Genomic DNA, 24,250 nt, shown 5'->3' on the forward strand with positions numbered 1-24,250 from the left:
GGATTTAGTGTGGACAGAAAAAATTTATTAAAAGGGACTTTGGTTTACTCACTTTCCAATGTAATAACCAAAGCCGGCTCAATAGTCTTTCTTCCCATAATGACCAGAATTCTTACCGTGGAGGAATACGGAATAATAGGTACTCTGGCACCTGTGACTACATTTCTTACTGTAATTCTGGGACTTGGGATTTATAATGCACAGATGAAACAATATGTGGTTTTGAAAGATGATAAAAAAGAACTGGGAAGCTATCTTTTTTCTTCGAATTTTCTGCTTATTATAATTAATGCAGCATTTTTACTGTTTTTAATGACAAGTGTTTCAGAATCAGTTTTTTCAAGGATTCCGGGACTGGATAAAATAACATACAGTCCTTATGTGATACTTTCAGCAGCAATAGCAACAGTAAATGTATTTAATATTCTTGCCATAAGATTTTTCAGAATGCAGAAAAAATATACTCAGGTAGCTCTGGGCAGCCTGCTTAGTTTTTTCTCAAACTATATGCTTGCTATTTTTTTTATAAGCAGGATGAAGCTTGGGGTGACAGGTTATCTTGCAGCTAATCTTGCAGCTGTTTTGCTTTTGTTTTTATACTATGCCAAAGGATATTTTTCTAATTTCAGGCTTCCGGTAAGGGCAAGGTATATAAAGTATTCGCTGAAAAACGGGATACCTCTGGTTTTTATAGAGCTTACGGATCAGGTAGTGAATTTAAGCGACAGACTTGTGCTTCTGATGTTTCTGGACTTTAAGATAGTAGGTTATTATACGCTAGCTTATACCGGAGGAAGAGTCCTTTCTGTAGTAACAGGTTCATTTATTGACAGCTGGACTCCTGAATTTTATGAAATAATGTGCAGTGACAGGGAAGATAAAAACGTGACGGGAATACTTGAGGAATTCATAGCGATTCTTACGGTAGTGTGTGTATTTGCACAGATTTTTTCACCTGAGCTGATAATGATGATTTTTCCGGCAAAATTTTACAATGCCATAGAATTCATGCCGGTAATACTTCCTGCTGTAGTGATTCAGGCGTTTTACTGTCTTGATTATTTTTTCCATTTTCATGAGGAAAGCTGGTATATTATTTTTCTTACACTTTTTTGTATGATTTTCAATCTGGTATTTAACTTTCTTCTGATACCAGTATTCGGAGCTTTGACAGCAGCATGGACTACACTTGTGGCATTTCTTCTGAGGGCTGTACTGGAAATGATCCTGATAAGGAAAAAGTATAATGTACGCTTTAATTATAAAAAACTCATTTTATATCTGATTATTATGGTAAATCCTGTTATTATATATCTTGGATCTGCCGATATAAGTCTTGTAAAGTTTCTGATAAAGCTGGGTTATCTGCTGGTTGTTCTGAAACTGGTAGTAAACAGAAGAGTATACAGCAAAATTCTGAATATATTAAATAAAATAAGAAGAAAATTCCAGAGATAGAAAAACAGAAAGGATAAAAATGGAATATAAATTTACTGTTTTTACTCCGACATATAACAGGGCGGGATTATTAACAGAATTATACGAATCACTGAAAATACAGACATATAAAAATTTTGAATGGCTGATAATAGATGACGGATCTGTGGATAATACTGAGGAAACAGTTAAAGAGTTTCAAAAAGAAAATATATTGAAAATAAATTATATAAAAAAAGAAAACGGCGGAAAACAGCGAGCATATAATCTGGCTGTGGAAAATGCTGGGGGAGAGCTTTTTATCTGTCTTGATTCTGATGACAAATATATTCCCGAAGGCTTGGAAATAATACTAAGATACTGGAAAGAATATGAAAAAAGAGACGATATTGCCGGTATGGGTTATTTGTCAGTTTATCCTGACGGGAAAATAATCGGGAAAAAATTTCCTGAGGATGTAATAATATCCAATCAGTTTGATATATATTATAAATATCAAGTGTCGGGAGATAAGGGACTTATGTTTCGGACAGAAATATTGAAAGAGTATAAATTTCCTGAAATAGACGGGGAAAAATTTATAACAGAAGCTGTAGTTTATAACAGAATATCAAGAAAATACAATATTTTGTATATAAATAAAGAGATAGAGATAAAGCAGTATCATGAAGGCGGACTTACCAGCGGGTATAACAGACTTTTGTTGAATAATCCCAAAGGAAGTGCTCTCTATCACAATGAGAGAAATTTTTTTAAGATGTCATTCCGGGATAAAATATTAAATAATGCTGTTTATTATAAATTTTCAAGAGCAGCAGGGGAAAATATAAGAAAAATATTCTTAGATTCAAAAGCGGTGTTTTATCTGGCTGTAGCTTTGCCGATAGGTGAATATATGTTTCGGCGTGCCGGAAAAGATACCGGAAGGTAAATTTTGATTTTAAGGAGTAAAAAATGAAAAAAGTACTGGTGTTATTATTAAGTCTGGGGATTTTTAGTGCGGGGTATTCGTATTCATGCTCGGGCTCTGCATTTTATGACATAAGCAGGGATTATGTCACGAAAAAGGACGGGATATATTATGAATACAGTTATAAAACAACACAAAATAATAACGGAAAAATGGAGCTTATTCCCAATGTGACTGAAAGCAGCAAAGTAACAGGAGCAGATGCGGCGACATTTGAAAAAATAAATAAATTTTTGGGAAAAGATAAGAAAAACCTTTATTATAAAAATAAGGTTATCGGAAAAAGCGAAGGCTTTGAGAGTATAGGTGCTTATTATACATATAAACCCTGTACAAGTCCTGAGGATAATTATATAATAAAAAATACTGACAGTGTTTTTATAAATGATAAAAAATTAAATATTGATCCCGAAAGTGCGGAATTGCTATATCTGAATACAAAGCAAAATACTGATACGGGCTTTACTATGCTGAATCTGTATGCACAGGACAGTAACGGTGTATATTATTATTCGGAATTTGCCGGGGCAATGCAAAAAATACTTGATAAGCCGCTTAAACAAAATGAATATAAGGTTTTGGAAAATACAGGAAATTCAGTATATTTCGTAAGTCCTTACAAAGTATATCTGAACGGGACAGAGATAAAGGGTGCAGATGCTAAAACCTTTCAGATAGTAAGCAGCAGTACAATACCGCTTTCAAGGGATAAGGACAGCTATTATAAAGATCACACCATGATTACCAAAGCCGAATATGATAAATACAGAAGATCAAGATAATTTTTTATAAAATTCGGATAATCTGGCTAAAAACAAATATATTATCGGTTTTAAAAGGAAAGCAGAATTTTTACATATAAAAAATGGTAAAAATGCTTTTACAAAAGGAGTAAGGATAAAATGAAAAAGGTTTATATTTTTTTACTAACAGCTTTATTAGGTTTGGTATTATCCTGTGAGAAGGCTGGAAAGCCGGCAGATGAACAGCCGCCTCACGAGATCAAAAAGAGAACCAGCAGACTTCTAATAAGAGGCACAGAAGAACCGGTGTCGGTAAATCCTAATTTATCGCAGACTCCGACTGGAATAGTGGTTAACTCCTTTCTAAATGAAGGACTTACTAAAATAGGAAAAGACGGAATGCTTGTCCCCGGTCTTGCAGAAAGATGGGAAGTAAGCAGTGACGGAAAAGTCTGGACATTTTATTTGAGAGATAATTTGAAATGGTCAAACGGAGATATTATTACTGCAAATGATTTCAGATTTTCATGGATAAATGTTCTGAATCCTTCCACAAAAGCAGAATATGTAGATTTTTTGTATATAATAAAGGGAGCAGAGGAATACAGCAGACATAAAGGAAAGCTGGCGGATGTGGGAATAAAGGCTGTTAATAACAAAACTCTGGAAATAACCCTTACCAGACCGGCAATGTATTTTCCGTTATTACTTGCACATCCTGTATTCTTTCCTGTCAGTGAAAGATTTTATCTGGGCTCAAAGGAAGATTTCGGAACAAGACCTGAAACTATAACATCAAGCGGGCCTTATACGCTAAGAGAATGGAATACGGGGAATAATCTGCTTATGGTAAAAAATCCATATTACTGGGATAAAGGAAATATAAAGCCTGAGGAAATAGAAATAAAAATCATTTCTGACCCTCGGAAAGCAATGAATGCATTTAATTCCGGAGAGGTAGATATAGTAAATCTGGAACAGGAGCTGTATCAGGAATATAAAGATGATCCGAGACTCCAGAAATATCCGAACGGACGTATATTTTATGTTTCATTTAATGTAAAAGACAAGATATTTGAAAATCCCAAGATAAGAAAAGCAGTAGAATTGAGCATAGATAAAAAGGAATTGACGGATATAGTGCTGGAAGGAAGCGGACAGCCTGCCGACAGATTAATACCGTCTATAATTCCGGGGTTTGAAGATGAAGAAAACGATGAAGAAGATGGAAATTCTGAAAAAAGCTACGGCTATGCTCCCAACAGAGCAAAAAAACTCTATAAAGAAGTACTTAAAGAGCTGAAAACAGAAAGACTTCCTATAATAAAGCTTTTGATAAAAGAAGATTATGCAGACAGAAAAATTGCTGACTATCTGAAAACAAAGCTTAAAGAAAATCTTGATATGGACATAGAAATAGTAACTAATGATAAAGACAGCTATGTATTAAGGCTTTGTGACGAAAAACCCATTTATGCAGATCCGATGGGATACTTGAAAATATTTAAAACAGAATACAAGGATAATTACGGATTTTACTCCAATCCGGAATATGATAAGCTGGTGGATAAAGTCAATATAGAGATGCTTAATCAGGAGAGAATAAAATTTGCCGAAGAGGCAGAAAAAATACTTATGAAAGATATGCCGGCAGTATTTTTATTTTTTCAGGAAAGAGAAATAATGGTTAATCCGAGGGTTAAAAATATATATTTCATAAGTTTTGGCATGAAATATTATGTGCTGGAAGCTGAAATGACGGAATAAGGGGGAGAAATGCATAAAAATTTGGCATTATTAATTGGAATTTCTATTTTTTACACTAGTTTTTCCTGTGTCGTAAATGAAGAAGGACCGGGGAGAATATCACGGAGGTATGGTTATATAAAAACCGGTAATGAGATTTTTTACGGCAGTTATCTGGAAACAAAATCCTTGGCTCTTAACGAAGAGTCTTTAAAGACAGATGTCAGAAAGCTGAGAAAAACTACGGGAGCTGATGCCGAAACTTTTAAGGAGATTAATCAATGCTACGGGGCGGATAAGAACAGAGTTTATTATCAGGGAATAGAATTCGTTTCAAATGATGGTTTTCAGATTTTGGGAAGCTATGATTCCGATATCAGATACAGAGACGGGACAACAGAGCATATAAGGGACTATGTGGTAAAGACCAAGGACAGTGTATATGACGGATTAAAGTTTGTAAATATGGATTCTCCAAGTTTTCAGCTTCTTTATGCCGGACACGGAGGAATGATATATGCACAGGATAAAACAGGAATATATTATAAAGGTGTGGAAAAAATAGACAGTCTTCCTGTGAAAAATGATGATTTCAGAATACTTGAAAACGGAGAACATATATACCTGATTACCAGATACAGGGTATATATGGAAAACAGACTGATAAAAGAAGCTGATCCTGAGACATTCGGCATATTTGACAACGGGGTTTTCCCCGAAATATCAAGGGATAAAAAGAATTATTACAAAAACGGGGAGAAAATGACTTCACAGGAAGTAAAAAAAATTTTTAAGATAAAAAACGGAAGATAAGAAAAAGGAGAAAAAAATGGGTTTTGGAAAGATTTTGAAATGTAAAAGCTGCGGCTCTGAATATGATATGTGTCTTGGAGAGTCAGAAGAGGGAGAAACAGAAACTGTTTTGTTTTGCACAATCTGCGGATCTTTTGGACATAAAAGCGATCTTGTGGGGAAAGAAACTGTCTGCTGTGGAAAGCCCATGGAAAAAATAACAGAATTAGGAGATCTGGATAAAAGAATAAAAAAATTCAGATGTCCCGGATGCGGAAAGAGAGACATTATAGATACAGGGGAATTGTTTTCCTGGGAATAAGAAACAGGAGGTATTATGAGAATAAAAATAGAAAAAATAACATTTTTTGATTTTCTGTTAACGAAAATGAGTACGGATAAACTAAATATAACAGCTTCATTTTTAATAGTATATGCTTATGTTATGCTGAAGCTGAGATACAATATGATGATGTCCATGGGGATGAAAGTAACTGCGGGGATATTAATCGGCGCAGCGGTAACTGCATTTATATACGGTCTTTTATATTTTTTGAAATTCAGAAAGCTAAAGGGAGAAAATCCTGGAATACAGGGGAAATTTGATAAAGATTCCGTAAAAGATTTTAATATTTTTGGTACGCAAAAAAAATTCAAGATGCAGCCGTATTCCAGATTTAATAAAAAATATGAAAATAAGTATACATTTTTTATGCGGTTTGACGGTATGAAGCTCTTATTTATTCCCAAAAAATATTTAAGTATAGAAGAAATAGAATACATAAGAAAAAAAATAAAATAACAAAAGGTTTGTTCGATATTTTCCTGTTTATTATTCCATGACAAAGCATGGATAAAAGTAAGAAAGACTATATATAATTATATAGCGGACTTGAAACAGAAAAGAACCGGAATTTTAATTTTGAGAGCTTATAAACAGCAATATATGAAAGAAGGCATATATAAAAATGTCTTCTTTTTGATTTGGATTTGTTTAACATTGTACTTACATCTGATTATTACCAAAGAATGTACCATTTTTAAGAGCAGATAAAAAAATAAATTAAAAAAAAGATTGTTATTAATACGCGTTTTGTGCTAATATTATACTGAATAACTATATAAAAATAAGGTGATAAAATGAATGAAATAAAAATAAGATATGTACATCCGGAAGAGCTTATAAATCTCACGGAGGATGCAAAAAACTATTTTCTGGACCTAAGGTCTAAAGATATCATTAATTATGAAGAATTTGAACTGATATTAAATGAGCTTTCATTGGTAGAAGATAAACTGGGTATTATGCAGTTGGAAGAATTACTGATAATGAACGGTATAGACACTAAAATTATTCTAAATTAAGAGGTGGAAATTTTGGCAAAAAAATTAGTTATTGTTGAGTCTCCCTCGAAGGCTAAAACAATAGAGAAGATACTGGGAAAGGGTTATGAGGTAGAAGCATCATACGGACACGTTATTGATCTCCCAAAAACTAAAATCGGCGTAGATATAGAAAATAAATTTGAGCCTCACTATCAGGTAATAAAGGGTAAGGGAGATATATTAAAAAAGCTGAAAGATAAAGCAAAAAAAGCAGATGCTGTATATCTGGCATCGGATAAGGACCGTGAAGGTGAAGCTATAGCATGGCATATCTCTAATTATATCAAGGTTCCTGCTAAGACAAAAAGAATAGAGTTTAACGAAATTACCAAAAGTGCAATAAATAATGCAATAAAGCATCCGAGAAACATAGATGAAAATCTGGTGAATGCCCAGCAGGCAAGAAGAATACTGGACAGGATAGTGGGTTATAAAATAAGCCCGCTTCTGTGGAAGATAATAAATAAGAATGCAAGTGCAGGAAGAGTACAGTCTGTGGCTTTGAAGCTTATCTGCGATCTCGAGGATGAAATCAGAGAGTTTATTCCGCAGAAATACTGGGAAGTAACGGCAATTACAGATAAAGGAATAGAACTGGGAATATACGAAATAGCTGGAAAAAAAGTAGACAGAATTTTTGACGAAAAAGTAATGAAGAAGCTGAAAAAGGATCTGGCAAAGAAAAATCTTGAAGTATTTAAGATAAAAGTAACAAAAAAGACACAAAGACCGCCGCTGGTATTCAAAACAAGCACGCTGCAGCAGCTGGCATCTTCATATCTCGGTTTTGCCACATCAAAAACAATGAGAGTGGCTCAGCAGCTTTATGAGGGACTTTCGATAAACGGTGAAAATGTGGGACTGATTACTTATATGAGAACTGATTCCACAAGAATTTCCAATGAATCTATGGCAGATGCAGGAAAGTACATAGAAAAAAACTTCGGAAAAGAATATGTAGGGAAGTATATGCCGGCTAAAGCCAAAGGAAATGTACAGGATGCCCATGAGGGAATAAGACCTACAGATATTAATCTTTCTCCTGACAGCATAAAAGACTCATTGAGTGCGGAGCAGTATAAATTATACAAGCTGATATGGGAAAGATTTCTGGTATCACAGTTTTCGGCAATGAAATATGATCAGATGCAGATAAATGCCAAAAATGGGGACTATGTATTCAGAGGAACTATAAATAAAGTAACTTTTGACGGATATTATAAAGTATTTAAAGATGAAGACGAAATAAAAACAGCTGATTTTCCTGAAATAAAAGAAGGAGACGAGCTTGTAGTAAAAGAGCTGAATATAAAAGATGGAATGACAAAGCCGCCTGCAAGATTTTCAGAGTCTTCACTGGTAAAAAAGCTGGAAGCGGAAGGAATAGGAAGACCGTCTACATATGCTTCCATTATAGAAACACTGAAAACAAGAAATTATGCAGAGCTCGTGGATAAAAGATTTATTCCGACAGTTCTGGGCTATGAAGTAAAGTCTGAGCTGGAAAAGCACTTTGAAAAGATAATGAATATAAAGTTCACCGCTAATATGGAAGAGGAACTTGATGAAATAGAGAACGGAAGCATAAAGTGGGAAGAGCTTATGGCTAATTTTTATAAAGGGCTGGAGGTAGATCTTACCAAGTTTGAAAAAGAGATTCAGGATCTTCAGGACAGAAGAATAGAAGCAGATATTATGTGTGCTAACGGAACAGAGGCTATGATACTGAAAACCGGGAGATTCGGAAAGTATCTTATCTGTGAGTCGAATCCTGACGAGAAGGTTTCTCTGAAGGGTATTCAGATACCGAAGGAGGAGCTGGAGGCAGGTAAAATAATAGTAAAGGACAAGGTAGCCGAAAAGGAATCAGAGAAAAAAGGAGTTCCTACTGATCATTTTACTAAAGACGGAGCAAGAATTTTTGTAAAAAAGGGAAGATACGGAGAATATCTTGAAAGTGAAGATTATGAAAATGATGAGATAAGAATGCCGCTTCCTTATAAGATAAAACAGGAAATAAAAAAAGGTACTGCAAAAATGCAGGACGGGATGTATATCATACATGAAGAGCTTGAGAAAATGCTGGCTGAGGATCAGAGAATTATAGAAGAAGCAGGATTGTGTGAAAAATGCGGCAGACCTTTTGAAATAAAAATAGGGAGATTTGGAAGATTTTTGGCATGTACGGGATATCCGGACTGCAAAAATATAAAGAAAATTCCGAAAAAGTAAGAGGCTGATTTTATGGAAGAATCAAAAGAAAAGGAACTTCTCATAGAGCCTCTTGAAAAGTTTCTGCACTTTCAGGAGGTAATATTAGGAAAAAGCTATAATACAATAAGGGGCTACAGAAAAGATATAACACAGTTTATTGATTATATCAGCGGAAATGAAGAGATTTTTGATTATAACAAAGTGGAAGTGTTTACTGTAAGATCATTTATAGCTTATTCAAATAATAATGAAGTGGGGAAAAGAAGTATAAACAGAAAAATATCTGCTCTGAGAACATTTTTTGCATATCTGAAAGAGCAGAATATAGTAGAAGCAAATAAACTCATTTATGTGAATATGCCTAAATTTGAAAAAGAGCTTCCTACTGTGCTGACAAAGGATGATATTAATAAATTAAGAAATGTAATAGATATATCAAAGGTTACCGGGATCAGAGACCGGCTTATTATAGAATTTCTATACTCAAGCGGTCTCAGATCCAGTGAGCTGGTAAGCCTGAGCGAGCTTATGATAAACCTTGAAGAGAGGGAAGTAAGGGTGCTCGGTAAAGGAAATAAGGAGAGAGTTACCTTTTTCAGTGAAAATGCCAGAAAATGGTATGAAAAATATATCTCTGCCAAAAGAAACGAATATAAAAATTATACCCCGAATATTGTCTTTGTGAACAGCAGAGGTGAAAGAATAACAACAAGATCTCTTAGAAGGCTTATAGCTGATTATGCTGAAAAAGCAGGGATAAATAAAGAAGTCACCCCTCATGTATTCAGACATTCTTTTGCTACGACACTGCTGAATAATAAAGTAGATATAAGATATCTTCAGGAGCTCCTGGGGCACAGCAGCATATCGACTACACAGGTATATACACATGTGAGCAAGGCTCTTTTAAGAGAAATATATATAAAAGCTCATCCTTTGGCAGATGAGGATTAATACGGAGGAAAAAATTGATAATAAAAAAATGCAGCGGGTGTGGAATTACCCTGCAAACTGAATTTCCTGAAAACGCAGGATATGTATCAGAGGAAAAGTTTATAACAGGAACAGATATTTTGTGTCAGAGATGCTACAGAATAAAGCATTACGGAAAGCATCAGGATATAGAGCTTACAAAAGAAGATTATAAAAAGGAAGTAGAAGATGCAGTAAAAAAATCCGATATTATACTTGCAATATTTGATATAATAGACTTCGAAGGGTCATTCAGTGAAGAAATTCTGGATTTTTTGAGAGAGTATAATTCTATTGTGATGATAAATAAAATAGATCTTCTGCCTAAGACAATACACCCGAGTGAGATATCAGACTGGGTCAAAGGACGTCTTGAAGAAGAAGGAATAGTTCCTTATGATATAGCTCTGATGAGTACAAAAACAAAGTACGGTGTAAACGGTGTATTAAGAAAAATAAAAAGCTTTAAGGAAAATGCGACGGCAGTAGTATTAGGGGTCACTAATACCGGAAAGTCATCTTTTATGAATTCCCTTATGGAAAAGGATAAATCTACAATTTCAAAATATCCCGGAACAACTCTGAAATCTATAAAAAATAAAATAGACGGGACAGATATAAAAATAATAGATACTCCGGGTCTTATTCCCGAAAAAAGAATATCTGATCTTCTGGAGCCTAAAGAGGCACTGGCACTGGTTCCGAACGGTGAAATAAACAGAAAAACCTTTAAGCCGGATAATAATCAGGTTTTCTTCTTTGATGGTCTGATGTGGTTCAGGGTGATTGTGGAAGAGGATGAAAAGAGTCCTATTTTTTCTGCGTTTGCAGCAAAGGATATAAAGTTTCACGTAACGAAGAAAGACAGGGTAGAGGACTTATTAAACAAAGACTTCTTTACTTTCCCGTCAAAAACAGAAAAAGATGCTTACTATCAAAAGATGAAAAAGGAAACACTGACTGTGGAAGCTTTTGAAGAAATGGCAATATCGGGGCTTGGATGGATAAATGTAAAAAGAGGGCCTCTCAAAATAGAGCTGTCTTACCCTGAAAATGTAAAGATAGTTATCAGAAACGGAATAATTAATCCAAAAATTAGGAGAAATAATGAAAAAATCAAAAAAGAAAATGACTAGAGAAACAAAAATAGGAATATTAAAATTTTTTATTTTTATATTTATTATTTTGTGTATTTTTTCTGCATTTGTATTTTTTCAGGGTAAAAGAGGCAGAAGGCTGAAAAGAGTTACAATAGAGATACAGACTGAAAAACTTAATAATTCCATTAAGATTTTTAAGGCTTTGGAAGGGAAATATCCCGAGCTTGCAGGAAAAGAAAATAATCTTAGAGACATAAAGACTTCAAAGGGTGTGACTTTTCAGGAAATTTATGAAGATGAAGAAGTGTTTACACTGCCCAGAGATATAAAAAATGAAATAGAGGAAACAAATATCATAAGACTTGTAAAGGACGAAAAAGGCGGCTGGTATTATGATATGGCAAAAGGGACAATAGAAGCTAACCTGCCTGAAAAGGCTTATAAATAAGGAGTGAAGTATGGAAGATTACGCTGAATTGTTAACCAAAAATACCAGAACAAACAGAATGAATTTACTTTTGCAGTTTACTATTATAATAGTAGATGTTTTGCTGCTGGGATTATTTTTAAAAAATGGTTTCGGATTATTTTCGATAGTATTTTTTCTGATTCTGGTGTTTATTTCATCATACGGCAATATACTTTTTTTGAAAAAAAGAAGGCTGGAAACTTTTGATGCAATAGGAAAATACAGCAGTGAAGAAGTTCGTGAAATAATAGGCGGGATATTTGCAGATATAAATAAAAGAGAGAAGCCAAATATCTATATTATATCCTCAAGTACTGTTAATGCATTTGTTACTGAAAGTATAATAAAGGGGATAGCCCCTCTGAATGCTCTGTATCTGTCGGAGGATTTGTTTGCCAATCTGAAAACAGAGGAGCTGAAATCCGTAATATATCATGAACTCGGACATTACTATTATTTTATGAATCCGTTTTCAAAAAATATTCTGCCGTTAGATATTTTTTCGGTATTATTTCCTTTTTTTCTTTTTTTGATATTAGGGCTTAAATCGATATTTTCTTTATTCTTTCTTGTTTTTTCATTCAGTGCTTTTGTGAGATATCTTACATTTAAGAATATAAAGGATAATGAGTATCTGAGTGACTTTTTTTCAGCACAGAAAAACGGTCTTTTGAATATAGTAAACGGCTTGATCGTGGTAAGTAAGATAAATGAAATAGACAGTAAAATAGTAAGATATCTGGTAGAGAGAATAACAAGAGACAAGCAGAGGCTTTCTTTTCAGGATTTTGATTTTTATTACGAAACTCTGAGAAAAGAGATACCTTATGAGTTTCAGAATTTTGATCAGATATCGGAGCTTATAGATGATTTTCTATATGACGGATCAGATGAAAATATTCCTGAAATAAACAAGGAAAGTTATTATTATGAGGAGATAGACGGCTGGGAAAAATTTGATCTGAATCATGATTTCAGAATTTCTGAGGAAGAATACCCGCTTCTTATAGAAACCCTTATAAATAATGAGCTTAATGAAACAGCTGAGCAGAAAGTTTTTGATGAGCGTTATAATATTACACATCCTTCACTGAAGAACAGAATACTGTTTCTTGAGGATAATAAGGAATATCTGGAACTTTAATGATAGATAAAGGCGGTAAGATGTATATTTTGATAATATCTGTAATAATAGCGTTTTTAGCTTATTTAAGATATTTTCCCCTGGGTTATGATGAAGATAAACACTTTGAAGAGATAAAAAATCAAAAAAAATCTGATTTTTATTCTGTTAATTTTAGTAAAAAGTACTTTAATTTATGGAAAAAAGATAAGAGAAATATATTTCACAGTGTAAAATGGTTTTTGGAAAAGAAGCCTGATTATAATTATGAGAAAGGGAAGTATTTTCCCGAAAATAAAAGTATCACTAAAGAAGAACTGAAGTATTTGATTAAAAATGAAAAAGGTTTTATAATATGGATAGGACATAATACTACTCTTATAAAAGCAGGAGAATATTTTTTTCTGTGTGACCCCGTTTTTTCGGAAAAGATTTTTTTTACAAAAAGACATACTAAGGCAGGAATAGATGCAGAAACGTTAAATGAAGTATTTAAGAGCAAAGAGCTGAATGTCTTGATTACGCATAATCATTATGATCATCTGGATATAAAATCACTAAAAAAACTTAAAATAACAGGAAATGTTTTTCTTCCCGCAGGAGTAAAAAAGCTTTTAAAAGGTATAAATGCCCAAGAAATTATAGAGCTTAACTGGTGGGACAGTATTGAAACAGGCAGCATAAAGATTAATTTTCTTCCTGCACAGCATTACTCACACAGGATATCACAGGGTAAAAACAGCTCCTTGTGGGGCAGTTATGTCATAGAAACGAAAAACGGCGATATTTTTATAGGCGGAGATTCCGGTTATTTCGGCGGATATAAAGAATTCGGAGAAAAATTTAATGTGAAATATGCGGTTCTTCCGACGGGAGGTTATGAAACAAGATGGTTTGCAGCATATGAACATATGAATATTGAGGATTCTCTGAATGCAGCAGCAGATTTGAAATGCAGAGTTATGATTCCTGTACACTGGGGAGCATTTCATCTTGGAGTGGAGCCGCTTGATTACACAGGGTTCAGATTTAACAGCATAGTAAAAAACAATGAAAATATGGCAGATATAATAAAATTAATTAATTTGGGAGAAGTATTTTATCTCTGATAATAGAAAGGCATACAAATGGATTATGAGCTTTTACTAAAGAGTTATAAAGGACTGGTGGAAAAAGAAAATAATTTTACAGCAACTCTGGCAAATACAAGTGCATTTATTTTTAATACCATAAAAGGATTAAACTGGGCAGGTTTTTATTTGTCTGATGGAGAAGAACTGGTGCTAGGACCTTTTCAGGGGAAACCTGCATGTACCAGAATAAAATATGGAAGCGGAGTATGCGGGACAGCTGTAAGTAAGGCTGTAACCATGGTTGTGGATAATGTTCATGATTTCGAGGGACATATAGCATGTGACGGTGCTTCAAATTCGGAAATAGTGGTTCCTGTATATAAAAATGGAGTGATAATAGGTGTACTGGATGTGGATAGTCCGGAATTTTCCAGATTTGGCAATGCAGAGAAAGAATTCTTTGAGAAGATCGTAAAGGTCATAGAAGAAAAAATCCAATAACGGAGGAAGATTATGGGAGTGGAACATTTAGAGAAACTGGCTGAATTTTTTAAAGTATTTGGAGACAGGACGAGACTGAGTATACTAAAGTTGTTGCTGGAGAATGAAATGAATGTGACAGAGATATCTGAAAAACTGAATATGAATAATTCGGCAATATCACATCAGCTCCGTGTGCTGAGAACAGCCAATCTGGTAAAAACCAGAAAAGACGGAAAAGAAGTATTTTATATGCTTTCCGATGATCATGTAAAGAAAATTTACGAAGTAGGAATGGAACATATGATGGAGTAACGGAATAGAAAAAATCATTTATAGAAACTGCCAATTTGATTTACTGTGTAGATCAAGTCGGCATTTTTATATTGGTCATTTTTGATAAAATGGCAAAGAAGAGTTAAAAAGTGTTGAAAAGTTTTAGTGTTTTCTTGTATTGAGAAATTGACTATGCTAAAATATGTGAAAAGCAGAAATTATATGAGAAGCCAGTAATCATACCGTTAGTCGGCTTATGTCTGAAAGACAGGTGAGATAATGAATAAACAGGAGAAAAAGTTAAAACTGAAAGAATGGAAGCAGGAGAAAAAAATTGAATTTGAAAAATCATTGCCGATAAGCAGAAAATTATTTGAACAGCTTTTTGAATATTTAGATGAGAAGCTTGATATCGAAAAATGCTCACACGATTTGTCACTGACAGTGGAATTTTTGATACAAAATAATCTGGCTCAGGATGCTGTAATAAACTGGCTGAAGGAAAATGGCGGGTACTGTGACTGTGAGGTTTTGTATAATGTAGAAGAGAAGTTTTTTGATGATGCAGTTCTCTGATAAAATGATACAGAGATTTATAATGGTTTTGAATAATGTTACAGTGGGATATTAAAATCGAAAATAACAGTAATTTTATTATTTTTGTTATATTGAGTTAAAAATTATCAGGGGGTAACTATATGACAAACAGAGAAATAGGAAGAAAAATTGATAATGCGTTGAAACATATACCGCCGAAAGAATTGGAAGAGCTTCCCAAAACAAGATATGGTCTTTCACAGTGGCATAGCTATGAACATTTTATTTGGAAGACCGGTGAACAAATACGACAAATGTTATTAAAGAATAAAAATATAGTATTATCTGATAAACAGATAGAAAAAATTATAGAAATCATTAATAATCCTTTAGCAAAGAGAGGGCGCCAGACTTTTGCGTGGCTGTTGGGAAAAAGGAAATACGCCGGGCTGGCACCGAGAATTATTGATCAGATTTATGATGATGATGTTTCACTGCACATTTTTGATACAATTTACAAAATGCGGGCATTGGGCTATGAAAAGGAAATTTCGGATTTTCAGGAAAGATTTAAGCCGCTTGCTGCTGAAAGGAAAAAAATAAAAAGATATTTAGACGGATTTAAGTAAATTATATTTTGAATTTTGTTATTATTTTGATAACAGTTTTGAAATAATCAGTTTATTATAGGAGTGAACAGAGAGCAAGCAATAAGAATAATCTATATATTTAAAACGCCTGTTTTTGTGGAGAAGTTTAAAACCGGTGTTTTTTTATTTGTGTTATTTTACAGCTGATTTTATGGCTGAGAAAAATGGGTATTTTGGAAGAGGCAAAAGAGGTAGAGCTTACTTATGATGAAAAGAAGATAACTCTGGAAAAGAAATAAAAAAATTCTCCTGCCAGTCTTAAAAAGAACTACAGGAGAAGTACAGTCTAATAAAAGACTCACCATCATTATTATAGTGTGTTATCTCCTAAAAATCAAATTTTAGGAGGAAAAATATGAACAAAGCAGAAATGTTTAATATGTTAATCAGGAAGGAGTTGTCTGAGAATTTAGCATTGACTAAATTAAACAAAAAAAATTATGGAACTGGAAAATGAAAATAGGTTTAAAGAAAAGCATGGTGATGAGGTGTTTCATGATTATTACGAAAGCAGAACTTGCAATTGAAGAACTGTCAGAGTGTATAACTTTTAGTTTTGAAATAGGAAGAAAAATAGCCTTATAAAAAATTCTGTCGATCTCTGATAAGGAATAAACTGCCGGGGATCGACAATCTTATATTTTATAAATATTTGAGTATATTTTTGAATAAAAAGTGACATAATTTTGTCATGATTTGATAGACGAAAAAAACAGATCGACAGAAATGCTTATTTAAGGTATAATAGATAAAAGGTTTGCAAATGTATTGGTATTAATATAACTATCTTAGAATGTAAATTTTTTTGTTTCAAAAATTTCTATTATATAATCATTTGGTATTAATATAACTATCTTAGAATACTAATATACATATTCACATACAAAACATATTTTTTTAATTTCTCACATGATAAAAAATTATAAAATATTCAACTTATTCTCTGAAAAATTGAAAATAATTCGTTTTTTTACAATTATTTATTTTTTGATTATGATATTATCTATAAGATATAATTTTTCAGGAGGTAAGATATATGAAAGTAACATCATTTTCACCAAATTTAATGGTAAAAAGTGTAAATAAAAGCATTGAATTTTACTGTAATATTCTTGGTTTTTCCCTTTTGCAGACTGTACCTGAAAATGGAGAGTTTGATTGGGGAATGGCAAAAAAAGATGACTTTTTTATTATGTTTCAAAAGGAGGAAAGTTTAAAACAGGAGTATCCCGAGCTGGAATCTAAAATTTCAGGAGGAGCCCTTACTTTTTATATGAAAATTGAAGATATTCAGGAGTTTTATAATAAAATCCATTCTCATACAAATATTTCACATAAAATGCATAAGACTTTTTATGGTGCTGATGAATTCGCCATAACAGACCCCGATGGATTTATTCTTGTCTTTTCAGATACATTTTTATAATAAAAGTAATACAATAAATTATTAGTTTCAGAAAGAAAAAGAGAAGTTAAACTACTTCTCTTTTTTTCTGCTAGTGCAGTACATCAAAAACAAACTAAGAAAATTATCTGAATTTTTATTACTATTCCATACATACAGAATGAGAAAAATCCATATCAAATTAAGCAAAAAATATTAATACTGAATTTAATTATTAAGAACAGCAGAAGAGTGATATTAAAAGGTTTTTTATATAAGATATATTTTTTTTAAAAATTTAAAAATTGTTTGACATTTTATTATGGAAGATGTATTATACATTTGGTAAATTGTAATAAATGCATTTTTATAATTGAAATTATAAAAAAATCATTCAAATGCGTATACAAATTTCTATTTAGGAGAATTGCTGCTATTAACATTAATTTATCGTTTAAAATATTAATATAGGAGAATAGTAAATGAAAAAATTTAAGAAAAATAAACTTTTGATCGCTTTTATGGCAGTAATAATAGCAAATTCAGCTTATGCAGAAAAATCAGATGAAAATGAACTTATAATTCTGGGAAATTATTTTAAAAACCATAATAATCCGAAAAAGCAAAATGCAGGAGGAGGAATTACAGTTCCGACGGATCCGGATAATAATATACCGGATAATGACGACCCAGAGGAACCAGATAATCCTGTTGATCCCGATGAACATATAATTCCGGTAGATCCTGTTAAATTAGTAGTGGTAAAGGAGAATGACAAGGAAAGTGCCTGGAAATTACAATACGGAAATAATTTGTCTTACAATGTTTCGGGGGATATATCATCTGTTAACACAACAGCCTTATGGATGACAGATCGAAATACTGTAGTTACAAATAATAATACTTTGGAATCTGATTACTCCACAACAAATGAAAATAATAATCAATATACAGTACATGTAGAAAATAATGCTTCTTTTATAAATAACGGAATAATAAACGGGAACAATGTAATAGGAGTATATCTGGAAAATGCAGATTCTTTTGAAAATAGTACAGGTGCAAGTATTAATAATACAGGCAGCTATGGAGTAAGAGCATTTAACACAAAAGAAATAAAAAATAACGGATTGATACAAAATACGGGTGATTACGGTCTATATGCTTCAGATGTTTCGTATATAGAGAATAAGGAAAACGGGATAATAGCCAATATCGGAAACTATGGTGTATTTTTAAAGGGACAGGACAGTATTTTTATAAATAATGGAACAATAGCTAATAGTGGAAAGTATGGTTTACATATAGTAGATGGTTCCGCAATTAATTACGGGATCATAGAGAATAATAGTTCTTGGGGAATAAAATCTGATGAAAATGCTACAGCAGAAAATTACGGGATAATCAGAAACGGCAGTTCTGCCGGTATGGGTGCAATAAACGGCGGTACGGTAATAAACCATAGTGATGGAGTGATAAGCAATCTTGGCGAAAACGGAATGTATGCAACTTCTAATTCCAAAGCGATAAATTACGGTATAATTGAAAATCTCAAGTCAGTGGGAATGATAATAAGCGGAGAAAATGCTTTAGGAATAAATAACGGAGAAATAAGATCAAATGGTGTTTACGGGATGCAGGGAGATTACTCGGGAGAAATAATAAATAACGGGAAAATAATAAATAACGGGAATTTTGGAATGCTGATTTTCGACGACGGAACACGGGCAATAAATAATAATGTCATAGAAAATAAAGGAAATAATGGTATGGGCATGATGGAAGGCAGCGGATATATAGAAAACAACGGAACGATACAAAATACTGGGGATAATGGAATTTCTGTGAATGGAAGCGGTTATGCAAAAAATAACGGAACAATAAAAAACTTAGGGGATTATGCTACGTCTGTTACTAGTACTGGAATAATAGAAAATAACGGAATAATAGAGCTGACAGGAGATAACAAAACAGGGATGACGACAACCGGAGGCGGTATTTCTATAAATAACGGAACAATAAAAATGAATGGACAAAATACTGTAGGAATATATGCTTCAAACGGGACTGTAATAAATCAGGGAAATATAATAATAAATGGTTCAGGACACGGGATAGCGGCATATAATAACAGTCATGTTATTTTGGGAGAAGGGAGTACAATAACAATAAACTCTTCGTCACAGACATATAACGGAACAGAAACAGGAGGAGACGGGACTTATGTTTATGTGGATGGAACTTCTGATATAAATAACAAGGGTGTGATAACTTCCGACTCAAGAATAACAGTGGATGGAAACGGAAAATTTGTAGTAAATTCAACTGCCGGAGGATTAAGGACAAAAAAGCTGATTTTGAATAATAATTTATATATGGGCTCTGAAGCAGTTATGAATTCATCAGAGGATAAATATGTTCTTAAAAATATAGATGCTGATGAGATAACAGGAAACGGAAGAATTTTATCAGATTCAATATTTTTTGAGACAGAGACAGAAAAGAAAAATGACGGCTATCAGGTAGTAATGAAAAGAATAAAATTTAACAATCCGATAAAAAGTACATTAGGAGAAGTTCTTGAAAATAATTATTCAGGTTCTGAAAATGATGCTCAAAAGAATAAAATTTATAATTCCCTGAAAGCAATAACAGACAGTCAGAAATTGCTGACTGCCGAAGATGAAATGACAGGAAGTTCAGCAGTAAATAATCAGACGTATCAGTTATTCACTCAGGACAGACTAATATCACAGGGGATAGATCAGCTTATGAGCAGAAGGACCGAAAGTGTAGATAATGGAATATATGCTAATTTTCTTTATAATCAGACAAAGGCAGATACAAAAAACGGATTTGAAGGATATAACGGAAAATCAACTGGAATTATACTGGGCGGAATGAAAAAAATTACTGAAAATACTGCTGTAGGAGGATTTTTAGGTTACCTTAATACAGATATAAACTATAAGGATTCATCAAATACCCAAAAATTAGAAACATGGTCATTGACAGGAGCTTTAAATACAGAGCTTACAGATAAAATTCTATGGAGAAACAGAGTTAACTATAACTTTGGATCTAATGATTCGGAAAGAAGAATAACTTTTGATAATTCAAACAGAGAAGTTAACAGTTCATTTGATTCATGGTCTGCAGGAGGAGTATCAGAGCTGGAGTATACGCAGAAAATAAATGATATTATATCATTTAGACCGTCTGCAGGAGTAAGGCTGGATTATCTGAAAGAAAGCGGATATACTGAAAATGGAGCAGACGGGCTGAATCTAGAAGTAGATTCCAATGATGCTTTCTCAGGGAAGATTGGCGCAGGAGTAAAAGTTGATATTAATGCTTATAAAGGACAGAATTCCGCACTTAAGCTTACGCCGAACATGAATTATGCATATGAGCTCGGGAATCCTTATGACAAAAGAGCTGTAAAGTTATCAGCTTTTGAAGGAAAAATGGATATTAATGAAAGAGATACAGGAAAAAATTCTTTGAATCTTGGTCTTGACCTGGAGTATAATTATAAGAATAAATTTTCAGTTTATGCGGGTTATAATGCCGGTGTACTGTCAGATAAAGATTCTGCCTTTACAGCAGGATTTAAATATCAGTTTTAATATAATAAAAGTTCTGAAAATAATCAGGAAGCAGTGAAAAGCTCCCTGATTATTTTGTACTGTTAGCCTGTCTTAGAGCTGCTCTTGACATATAATATGAAAACCCATATATTTTCCTTATTTTTTCTTTAGAAAACTTGACAAAATTTTTTTATGAATATATAATATTATTATATAGGAAGTACCTGTAAAGGTGCTATTTTTATGGGAACTGACATAATTTGTTATCATTACAAAAATAAACTGATATTTGATAAAAAAAGTTTTTGAAATTTGTGAAAATTAATAAAAATTTATTGTTAAATATGAGAAAAATAGTTGGATAATAACAAATATATATGGTAAAATAATAGTTACTTGTAAAGTAAAATATTAAAGAAAGTTAGGTATATTAGGCAGCAATATACGCTATGAGGTGACATTTGAATGAATGATAAAATTATTATAAAAGGAGCACGAGAGCATAATTTAAAAAATATAAATATAGAGATTCCGAAAAACCAGTTTGTAGTAATAACAGGTGTTTCTGGAAGCGGTAAATCTTCACTGGCTTTTGATACTATCTACTCGGAAGGTCAGAGAAGATATGTGGAAAGTCTTTCAGCATATGCAAGACAGTTTATCGGTCAGATGCAGAAACCCGAACTGGACAGCATAGAAGGGCTGTCACCGGCAATCTCAATAGAGCAGAAGGGTGTTTCCAAGAATCCGAGATCAACAGTGGGAACAATGACTGAAATATACGATTATATGAGACTTTTATGGGCGCATATCGGGGAAGCACATTGTCCTGTCTGCGGTGAAAAAGTAGAAAAGCAGACTATTCAGGAAATAGTGGATACAATAATAGACAGTAATAAAGATGGTGATAAGCTTGTGATTCTTGCTCCGGTAATTAAGGACAAAAAAGGAACACATAAAAATCTGTTTCTGAATCTCCAGAAAAAAGGTTTTCTGAGAGTAAGGGTAAATGGTGAGATACTATATCTGGAAGATGTAATAGAGCTTGATAAAAATAAACGACATAATATAGAAGTGGTAATTGACAGACTGAAAGTAAAAAAAGATGACAGCGATTTTCTGGGAAGATTTTCAGAAGCGGTGGAGACAGCTACAGGATTGTCAGAGGGTGTGATTATAGCCAATATAAATGATGTAGATCATGTCTACAGCGAGAATTTTTCATGTCCGAATCACCCCGATGTAGTATTTCCGGAAGTGGTTCCGAGATTATTTTCATTTAATGCACCATTCGGGGCATGTGAAGCGTGTAACGGAATAGGTACTACACTGGAAGTTGATGAAAATAAACTTATTATGGATGAAAATCTTTCATTAAACCAGGGTGCTATTTATGTTCCGGGAGCAAGTACGAAAAAAGGCTGGAGCTGGGAATTGTTCAAATGCATGACTGCAGCACATAACATAGATATGGATAAGCCTGTAAAAGAACTGACGGCAAAAGAGAGAGACATAATATTTAACGGCTCAACTAAAAAATTTAAGTTCAAATATTCGGGAGATTCATTCTCATTTAATGGAATGAAGGAATATGAAGGAGCTGTAAAAAATCTTGAAAGAAGATACTATGAAACTGCTTCTGATTCTATGAAAGATGAAATAGAAGCAAAATATATGATAGAAAAAACATGTAAAACATGTAACGGTAAAAGACTGAAAGATGTAGTACTAGCCATTACTGTAAATGATAAAAGCATTATAGACATAACAGAAGAAAGCGTAAATGATTCGCTCGGATTCTTTGAAAATATACAGCTTACTGAAAAGCAGATGCAGATATCAAGCGAGATACTAAAAGAGATAAAAGAAAGACTGTCATTTATGATAAATGTCGGTTTGGATTATCTGACACTTGCAAGAATGACGAAGACACTTTCCGGCGGTGAGTCACAGCGTATAAGACTGGCAACACAGATAGGAAGCAGACTTACAGGTGTCATATATGTACTTGATGAGCCGAGTATAGGACTCCATCAGAGAGATAACGAAAAGCTTCTTGCTACTCTTAAAGATTTGAAAGATATAGGAAATACTTTGATAGTAGTAGAGCATGATGAAGATACCATGAGAGAATCGGACTTTCTTATTGATATAGGTCCTAATGCGGGAATACACGGCGGAGAAGTAATAGCAATGGGAACACCAGAGGAAGTAATGAAGTCAAAAGAATCACTGACTGCACAATATCTGAACGGTGATATAAAAGTAGAGATTCCGAAAGAAAGAAGAAAAGCAAAAAATAGTATTGAACTGAAAAATGCCAAGGGAAATAATCTGAAAAACGTAAGCATAAAAATACCGTTAGAGTCATTTACAGTAGTTACAGGTGTTTCGGGAAGCGGTAAATCTACTTTGATAAATCAGACTTTATTTCCGGAGCTGTTTAACAGACTGAACAGAGGAAAGCTGTACCCTCTTGAAAATAAAGGGGTAAAAGGACTGGAGCAGCTTGAAAAGGTAATAGACATAGATCAGTCGCCTATAGGAAGAACGCCGAGATCTAATACTGCGACATATACAAAGCTTTTTGATGATATCAGGGATATATTCGCCCAGACCAAAGATTCCAAAATAAGAGGATATGATAAAGGAAGATTTTCATTTAATGTAAAGGGCGGAAGATGTGAGGCCTGCGGCGGAGCCGGAATAAATAAAATAGAAATGAATTTTCTGCCTGATGTATATGTGGAATGTGAGGTTTGTAAAGGGAAAAGATATAACAGGGAAACACTGGAAGTCCATTATAAGGATAAAAATATTTCTGATGTATTAAATATGTCAGTAGAAGAAGCATATGAATTTTTCCAGAATATTCCCGGACTGAAAAGAAAACTGGAAACATTAATGGATGTAGGAATGAATTACATAAAGCTGGGACAGCCTGCCACTACACTTTCCGGCGGTGAGGCACAGCGTATAAAGCTTGCTTCCGAGCTGTCAAAAATGTCAAGAGGAAAAACAATATACATTTTGGATGAACCTACTACAGGACTTCATTTTGAAGATATAAGAAAGCTTCTTATAGTACTGAACAGACTTGTGGAAAAGGGAAATACAGTAGTAGTAATAGAGCATAATCTGGATGTCATAAAATCTGCCGATCATATTATAGACGTAGGACCGGAAGGCGGATTCAGAGGCGGGGAAGTTATAGCTACAGGAACTCCCGAGGAAGTAGCCAAAGTAAAAAAATCTTATACAGGACAGTTTTTGAAAAAATATTTAAAATAAGAAAGAATAAGTGAGAA

General features: G+C 33.4%; 21 protein-coding genes. All 21 read left to right on the plus strand.

The window, feature by feature from the left end; translation table 11 throughout:
• Nucleotides 1-9 precede the first annotated feature (9 nt).
• The gene (locus tag STERM_RS08915; protein ID WP_012861264.1) at nucleotides 10-1,458 is read left to right on the plus strand and encodes a lipopolysaccharide biosynthesis protein; all 1,449 of its coding nucleotides are present in this window, start codon (nucleotides 10-12) and stop codon (nucleotides 1,456-1,458) included.
• 19 nt (nucleotides 1,459-1,477) lie between these two features.
• The gene (locus STERM_RS08920; RefSeq protein ID WP_012861265.1) at nucleotides 1,478-2,368 is read left to right on the plus strand and encodes a glycosyltransferase family 2 protein; all 891 of its coding nucleotides are present in this window, start codon (nucleotides 1,478-1,480) and stop codon (nucleotides 2,366-2,368) included.
• A gap of 23 nt (nucleotides 2,369-2,391) precedes the next feature.
• Nucleotides 2,392-3,189, plus strand: coding sequence for a DKNYY domain-containing protein (locus STERM_RS08925; protein WP_012861266.1), 798 nt, complete (start codon nucleotides 2,392-2,394; stop codon nucleotides 3,187-3,189).
• A 120-nt stretch (nucleotides 3,190-3,309) separates the two neighbouring features.
• Complete coding sequence (locus tag STERM_RS08930; RefSeq protein ID WP_012861267.1) at nucleotides 3,310-4,917, plus strand: peptide ABC transporter substrate-binding protein; 1,608 nt, start codon at nucleotides 3,310-3,312, stop codon at nucleotides 4,915-4,917.
• 9 nt (nucleotides 4,918-4,926) lie between these two features.
• Nucleotides 4,927-5,709 (plus strand): DKNYY domain-containing protein, encoded by a 783-nt coding sequence (locus tag STERM_RS08935; protein ID WP_012861268.1) that lies wholly within the window; start codon nucleotides 4,927-4,929, stop codon nucleotides 5,707-5,709.
• A 16-nt stretch (nucleotides 5,710-5,725) separates the two neighbouring features.
• Nucleotides 5,726-6,010, plus strand: a complete 285-nt coding sequence (locus STERM_RS08940) for a hypothetical protein (RefSeq protein WP_012861269.1) — start codon at nucleotides 5,726-5,728, stop codon at nucleotides 6,008-6,010.
• A gap of 15 nt (nucleotides 6,011-6,025) precedes the next feature.
• Entirely contained in the window at nucleotides 6,026-6,490 is a 465-nt protein-coding gene (locus tag STERM_RS08945; protein WP_012861270.1) for a hypothetical protein, read from the plus strand.
• Between the two features lie 338 nt (nucleotides 6,491-6,828).
• The gene (locus STERM_RS08950; protein ID WP_012861271.1) at nucleotides 6,829-7,053 is read left to right on the plus strand and encodes a hypothetical protein; all 225 of its coding nucleotides are present in this window, start codon (nucleotides 6,829-6,831) and stop codon (nucleotides 7,051-7,053) included.
• 12 nt (nucleotides 7,054-7,065) lie between these two features.
• Nucleotides 7,066-9,306 (plus strand): type I DNA topoisomerase, encoded by a 2,241-nt coding sequence (gene topA / locus STERM_RS08955; RefSeq protein ID WP_012861272.1) that lies wholly within the window; start codon nucleotides 7,066-7,068, stop codon nucleotides 9,304-9,306.
• Between the two features lie 12 nt (nucleotides 9,307-9,318).
• Complete coding sequence (gene xerA, locus STERM_RS08960) at nucleotides 9,319-10,242, plus strand: site-specific tyrosine recombinase/integron integrase (protein WP_012861273.1); 924 nt, start codon at nucleotides 9,319-9,321, stop codon at nucleotides 10,240-10,242.
• A gap of 14 nt (nucleotides 10,243-10,256) precedes the next feature.
• Nucleotides 10,257-11,396 (plus strand): ribosome biogenesis GTPase YqeH, encoded by a 1,140-nt coding sequence (gene yqeH, locus STERM_RS08965; RefSeq protein ID WP_012861274.1) that lies wholly within the window; start codon nucleotides 10,257-10,259, stop codon nucleotides 11,394-11,396.
• Nucleotides 11,368-11,808 (plus strand): hypothetical protein, encoded by a 441-nt coding sequence (locus STERM_RS08970; RefSeq protein ID WP_012861275.1) that lies wholly within the window; start codon nucleotides 11,368-11,370, stop codon nucleotides 11,806-11,808. The genes yqeH and STERM_RS08970 overlap by 29 nt, the downstream gene beginning before the upstream one ends.
• 10 nt (nucleotides 11,809-11,818) lie before the next feature.
• Nucleotides 11,819-12,973: a M48 family metalloprotease gene (locus STERM_RS08975; RefSeq protein WP_012861276.1), complete on the plus strand. Its 1,155-nt coding sequence runs from the start codon at nucleotides 11,819-11,821 to the stop codon at nucleotides 12,971-12,973.
• Between the two features lie 20 nt (nucleotides 12,974-12,993).
• Nucleotides 12,994-14,061, plus strand: a complete 1,068-nt coding sequence (locus STERM_RS21225) for an MBL fold metallo-hydrolase (protein WP_169305397.1) — start codon at nucleotides 12,994-12,996, stop codon at nucleotides 14,059-14,061.
• A gap of 18 nt (nucleotides 14,062-14,079) precedes the next feature.
• On the plus strand, nucleotides 14,080-14,526 hold the full coding sequence (locus STERM_RS08985; protein WP_012861278.1) for a GAF domain-containing protein: 447 nt from the start codon (nucleotides 14,080-14,082) through the stop codon (nucleotides 14,524-14,526).
• A gap of 12 nt (nucleotides 14,527-14,538) precedes the next feature.
• The gene (locus STERM_RS08990) at nucleotides 14,539-14,820 is read left to right on the plus strand and encodes an ArsR/SmtB family transcription factor (RefSeq protein WP_012861279.1); all 282 of its coding nucleotides are present in this window, start codon (nucleotides 14,539-14,541) and stop codon (nucleotides 14,818-14,820) included.
• 240 nt (nucleotides 14,821-15,060) lie between these two features.
• Nucleotides 15,061-15,357 (plus strand): DUF2695 domain-containing protein, encoded by a 297-nt coding sequence (locus STERM_RS08995; protein WP_012861280.1) that lies wholly within the window; start codon nucleotides 15,061-15,063, stop codon nucleotides 15,355-15,357.
• Between the two features lie 122 nt (nucleotides 15,358-15,479).
• On the plus strand, nucleotides 15,480-15,947 hold the full coding sequence (locus tag STERM_RS09000) for a hypothetical protein (RefSeq protein WP_012861281.1): 468 nt from the start codon (nucleotides 15,480-15,482) through the stop codon (nucleotides 15,945-15,947).
• Nucleotides 15,948-17,004: 1,057 nt separating this feature from the next.
• Nucleotides 17,005-17,394 (plus strand): VOC family protein, encoded by a 390-nt coding sequence (locus STERM_RS09005; protein ID WP_012861284.1) that lies wholly within the window; start codon nucleotides 17,005-17,007, stop codon nucleotides 17,392-17,394.
• Between the two features lie 440 nt (nucleotides 17,395-17,834).
• Complete coding sequence (locus tag STERM_RS09010) at nucleotides 17,835-20,981, plus strand: autotransporter family protein (protein WP_012861285.1); 3,147 nt, start codon at nucleotides 17,835-17,837, stop codon at nucleotides 20,979-20,981.
• Nucleotides 20,982-21,407: 426 nt separating this feature from the next.
• Complete coding sequence (uvrA, locus tag STERM_RS09015) at nucleotides 21,408-24,233, plus strand: excinuclease ABC subunit UvrA (RefSeq protein ID WP_012861286.1); 2,826 nt, start codon at nucleotides 21,408-21,410, stop codon at nucleotides 24,231-24,233.
• The last annotated feature ends 17 nt before the right edge of the window (nucleotides 24,234-24,250 follow it).

This window comes from Sebaldella termitidis ATCC 33386 (genome assembly GCF_000024405.1).
Lineage (GTDB): Bacteria > Fusobacteriota > Fusobacteriia > Fusobacteriales > Leptotrichiaceae > Sebaldella > Sebaldella termitidis.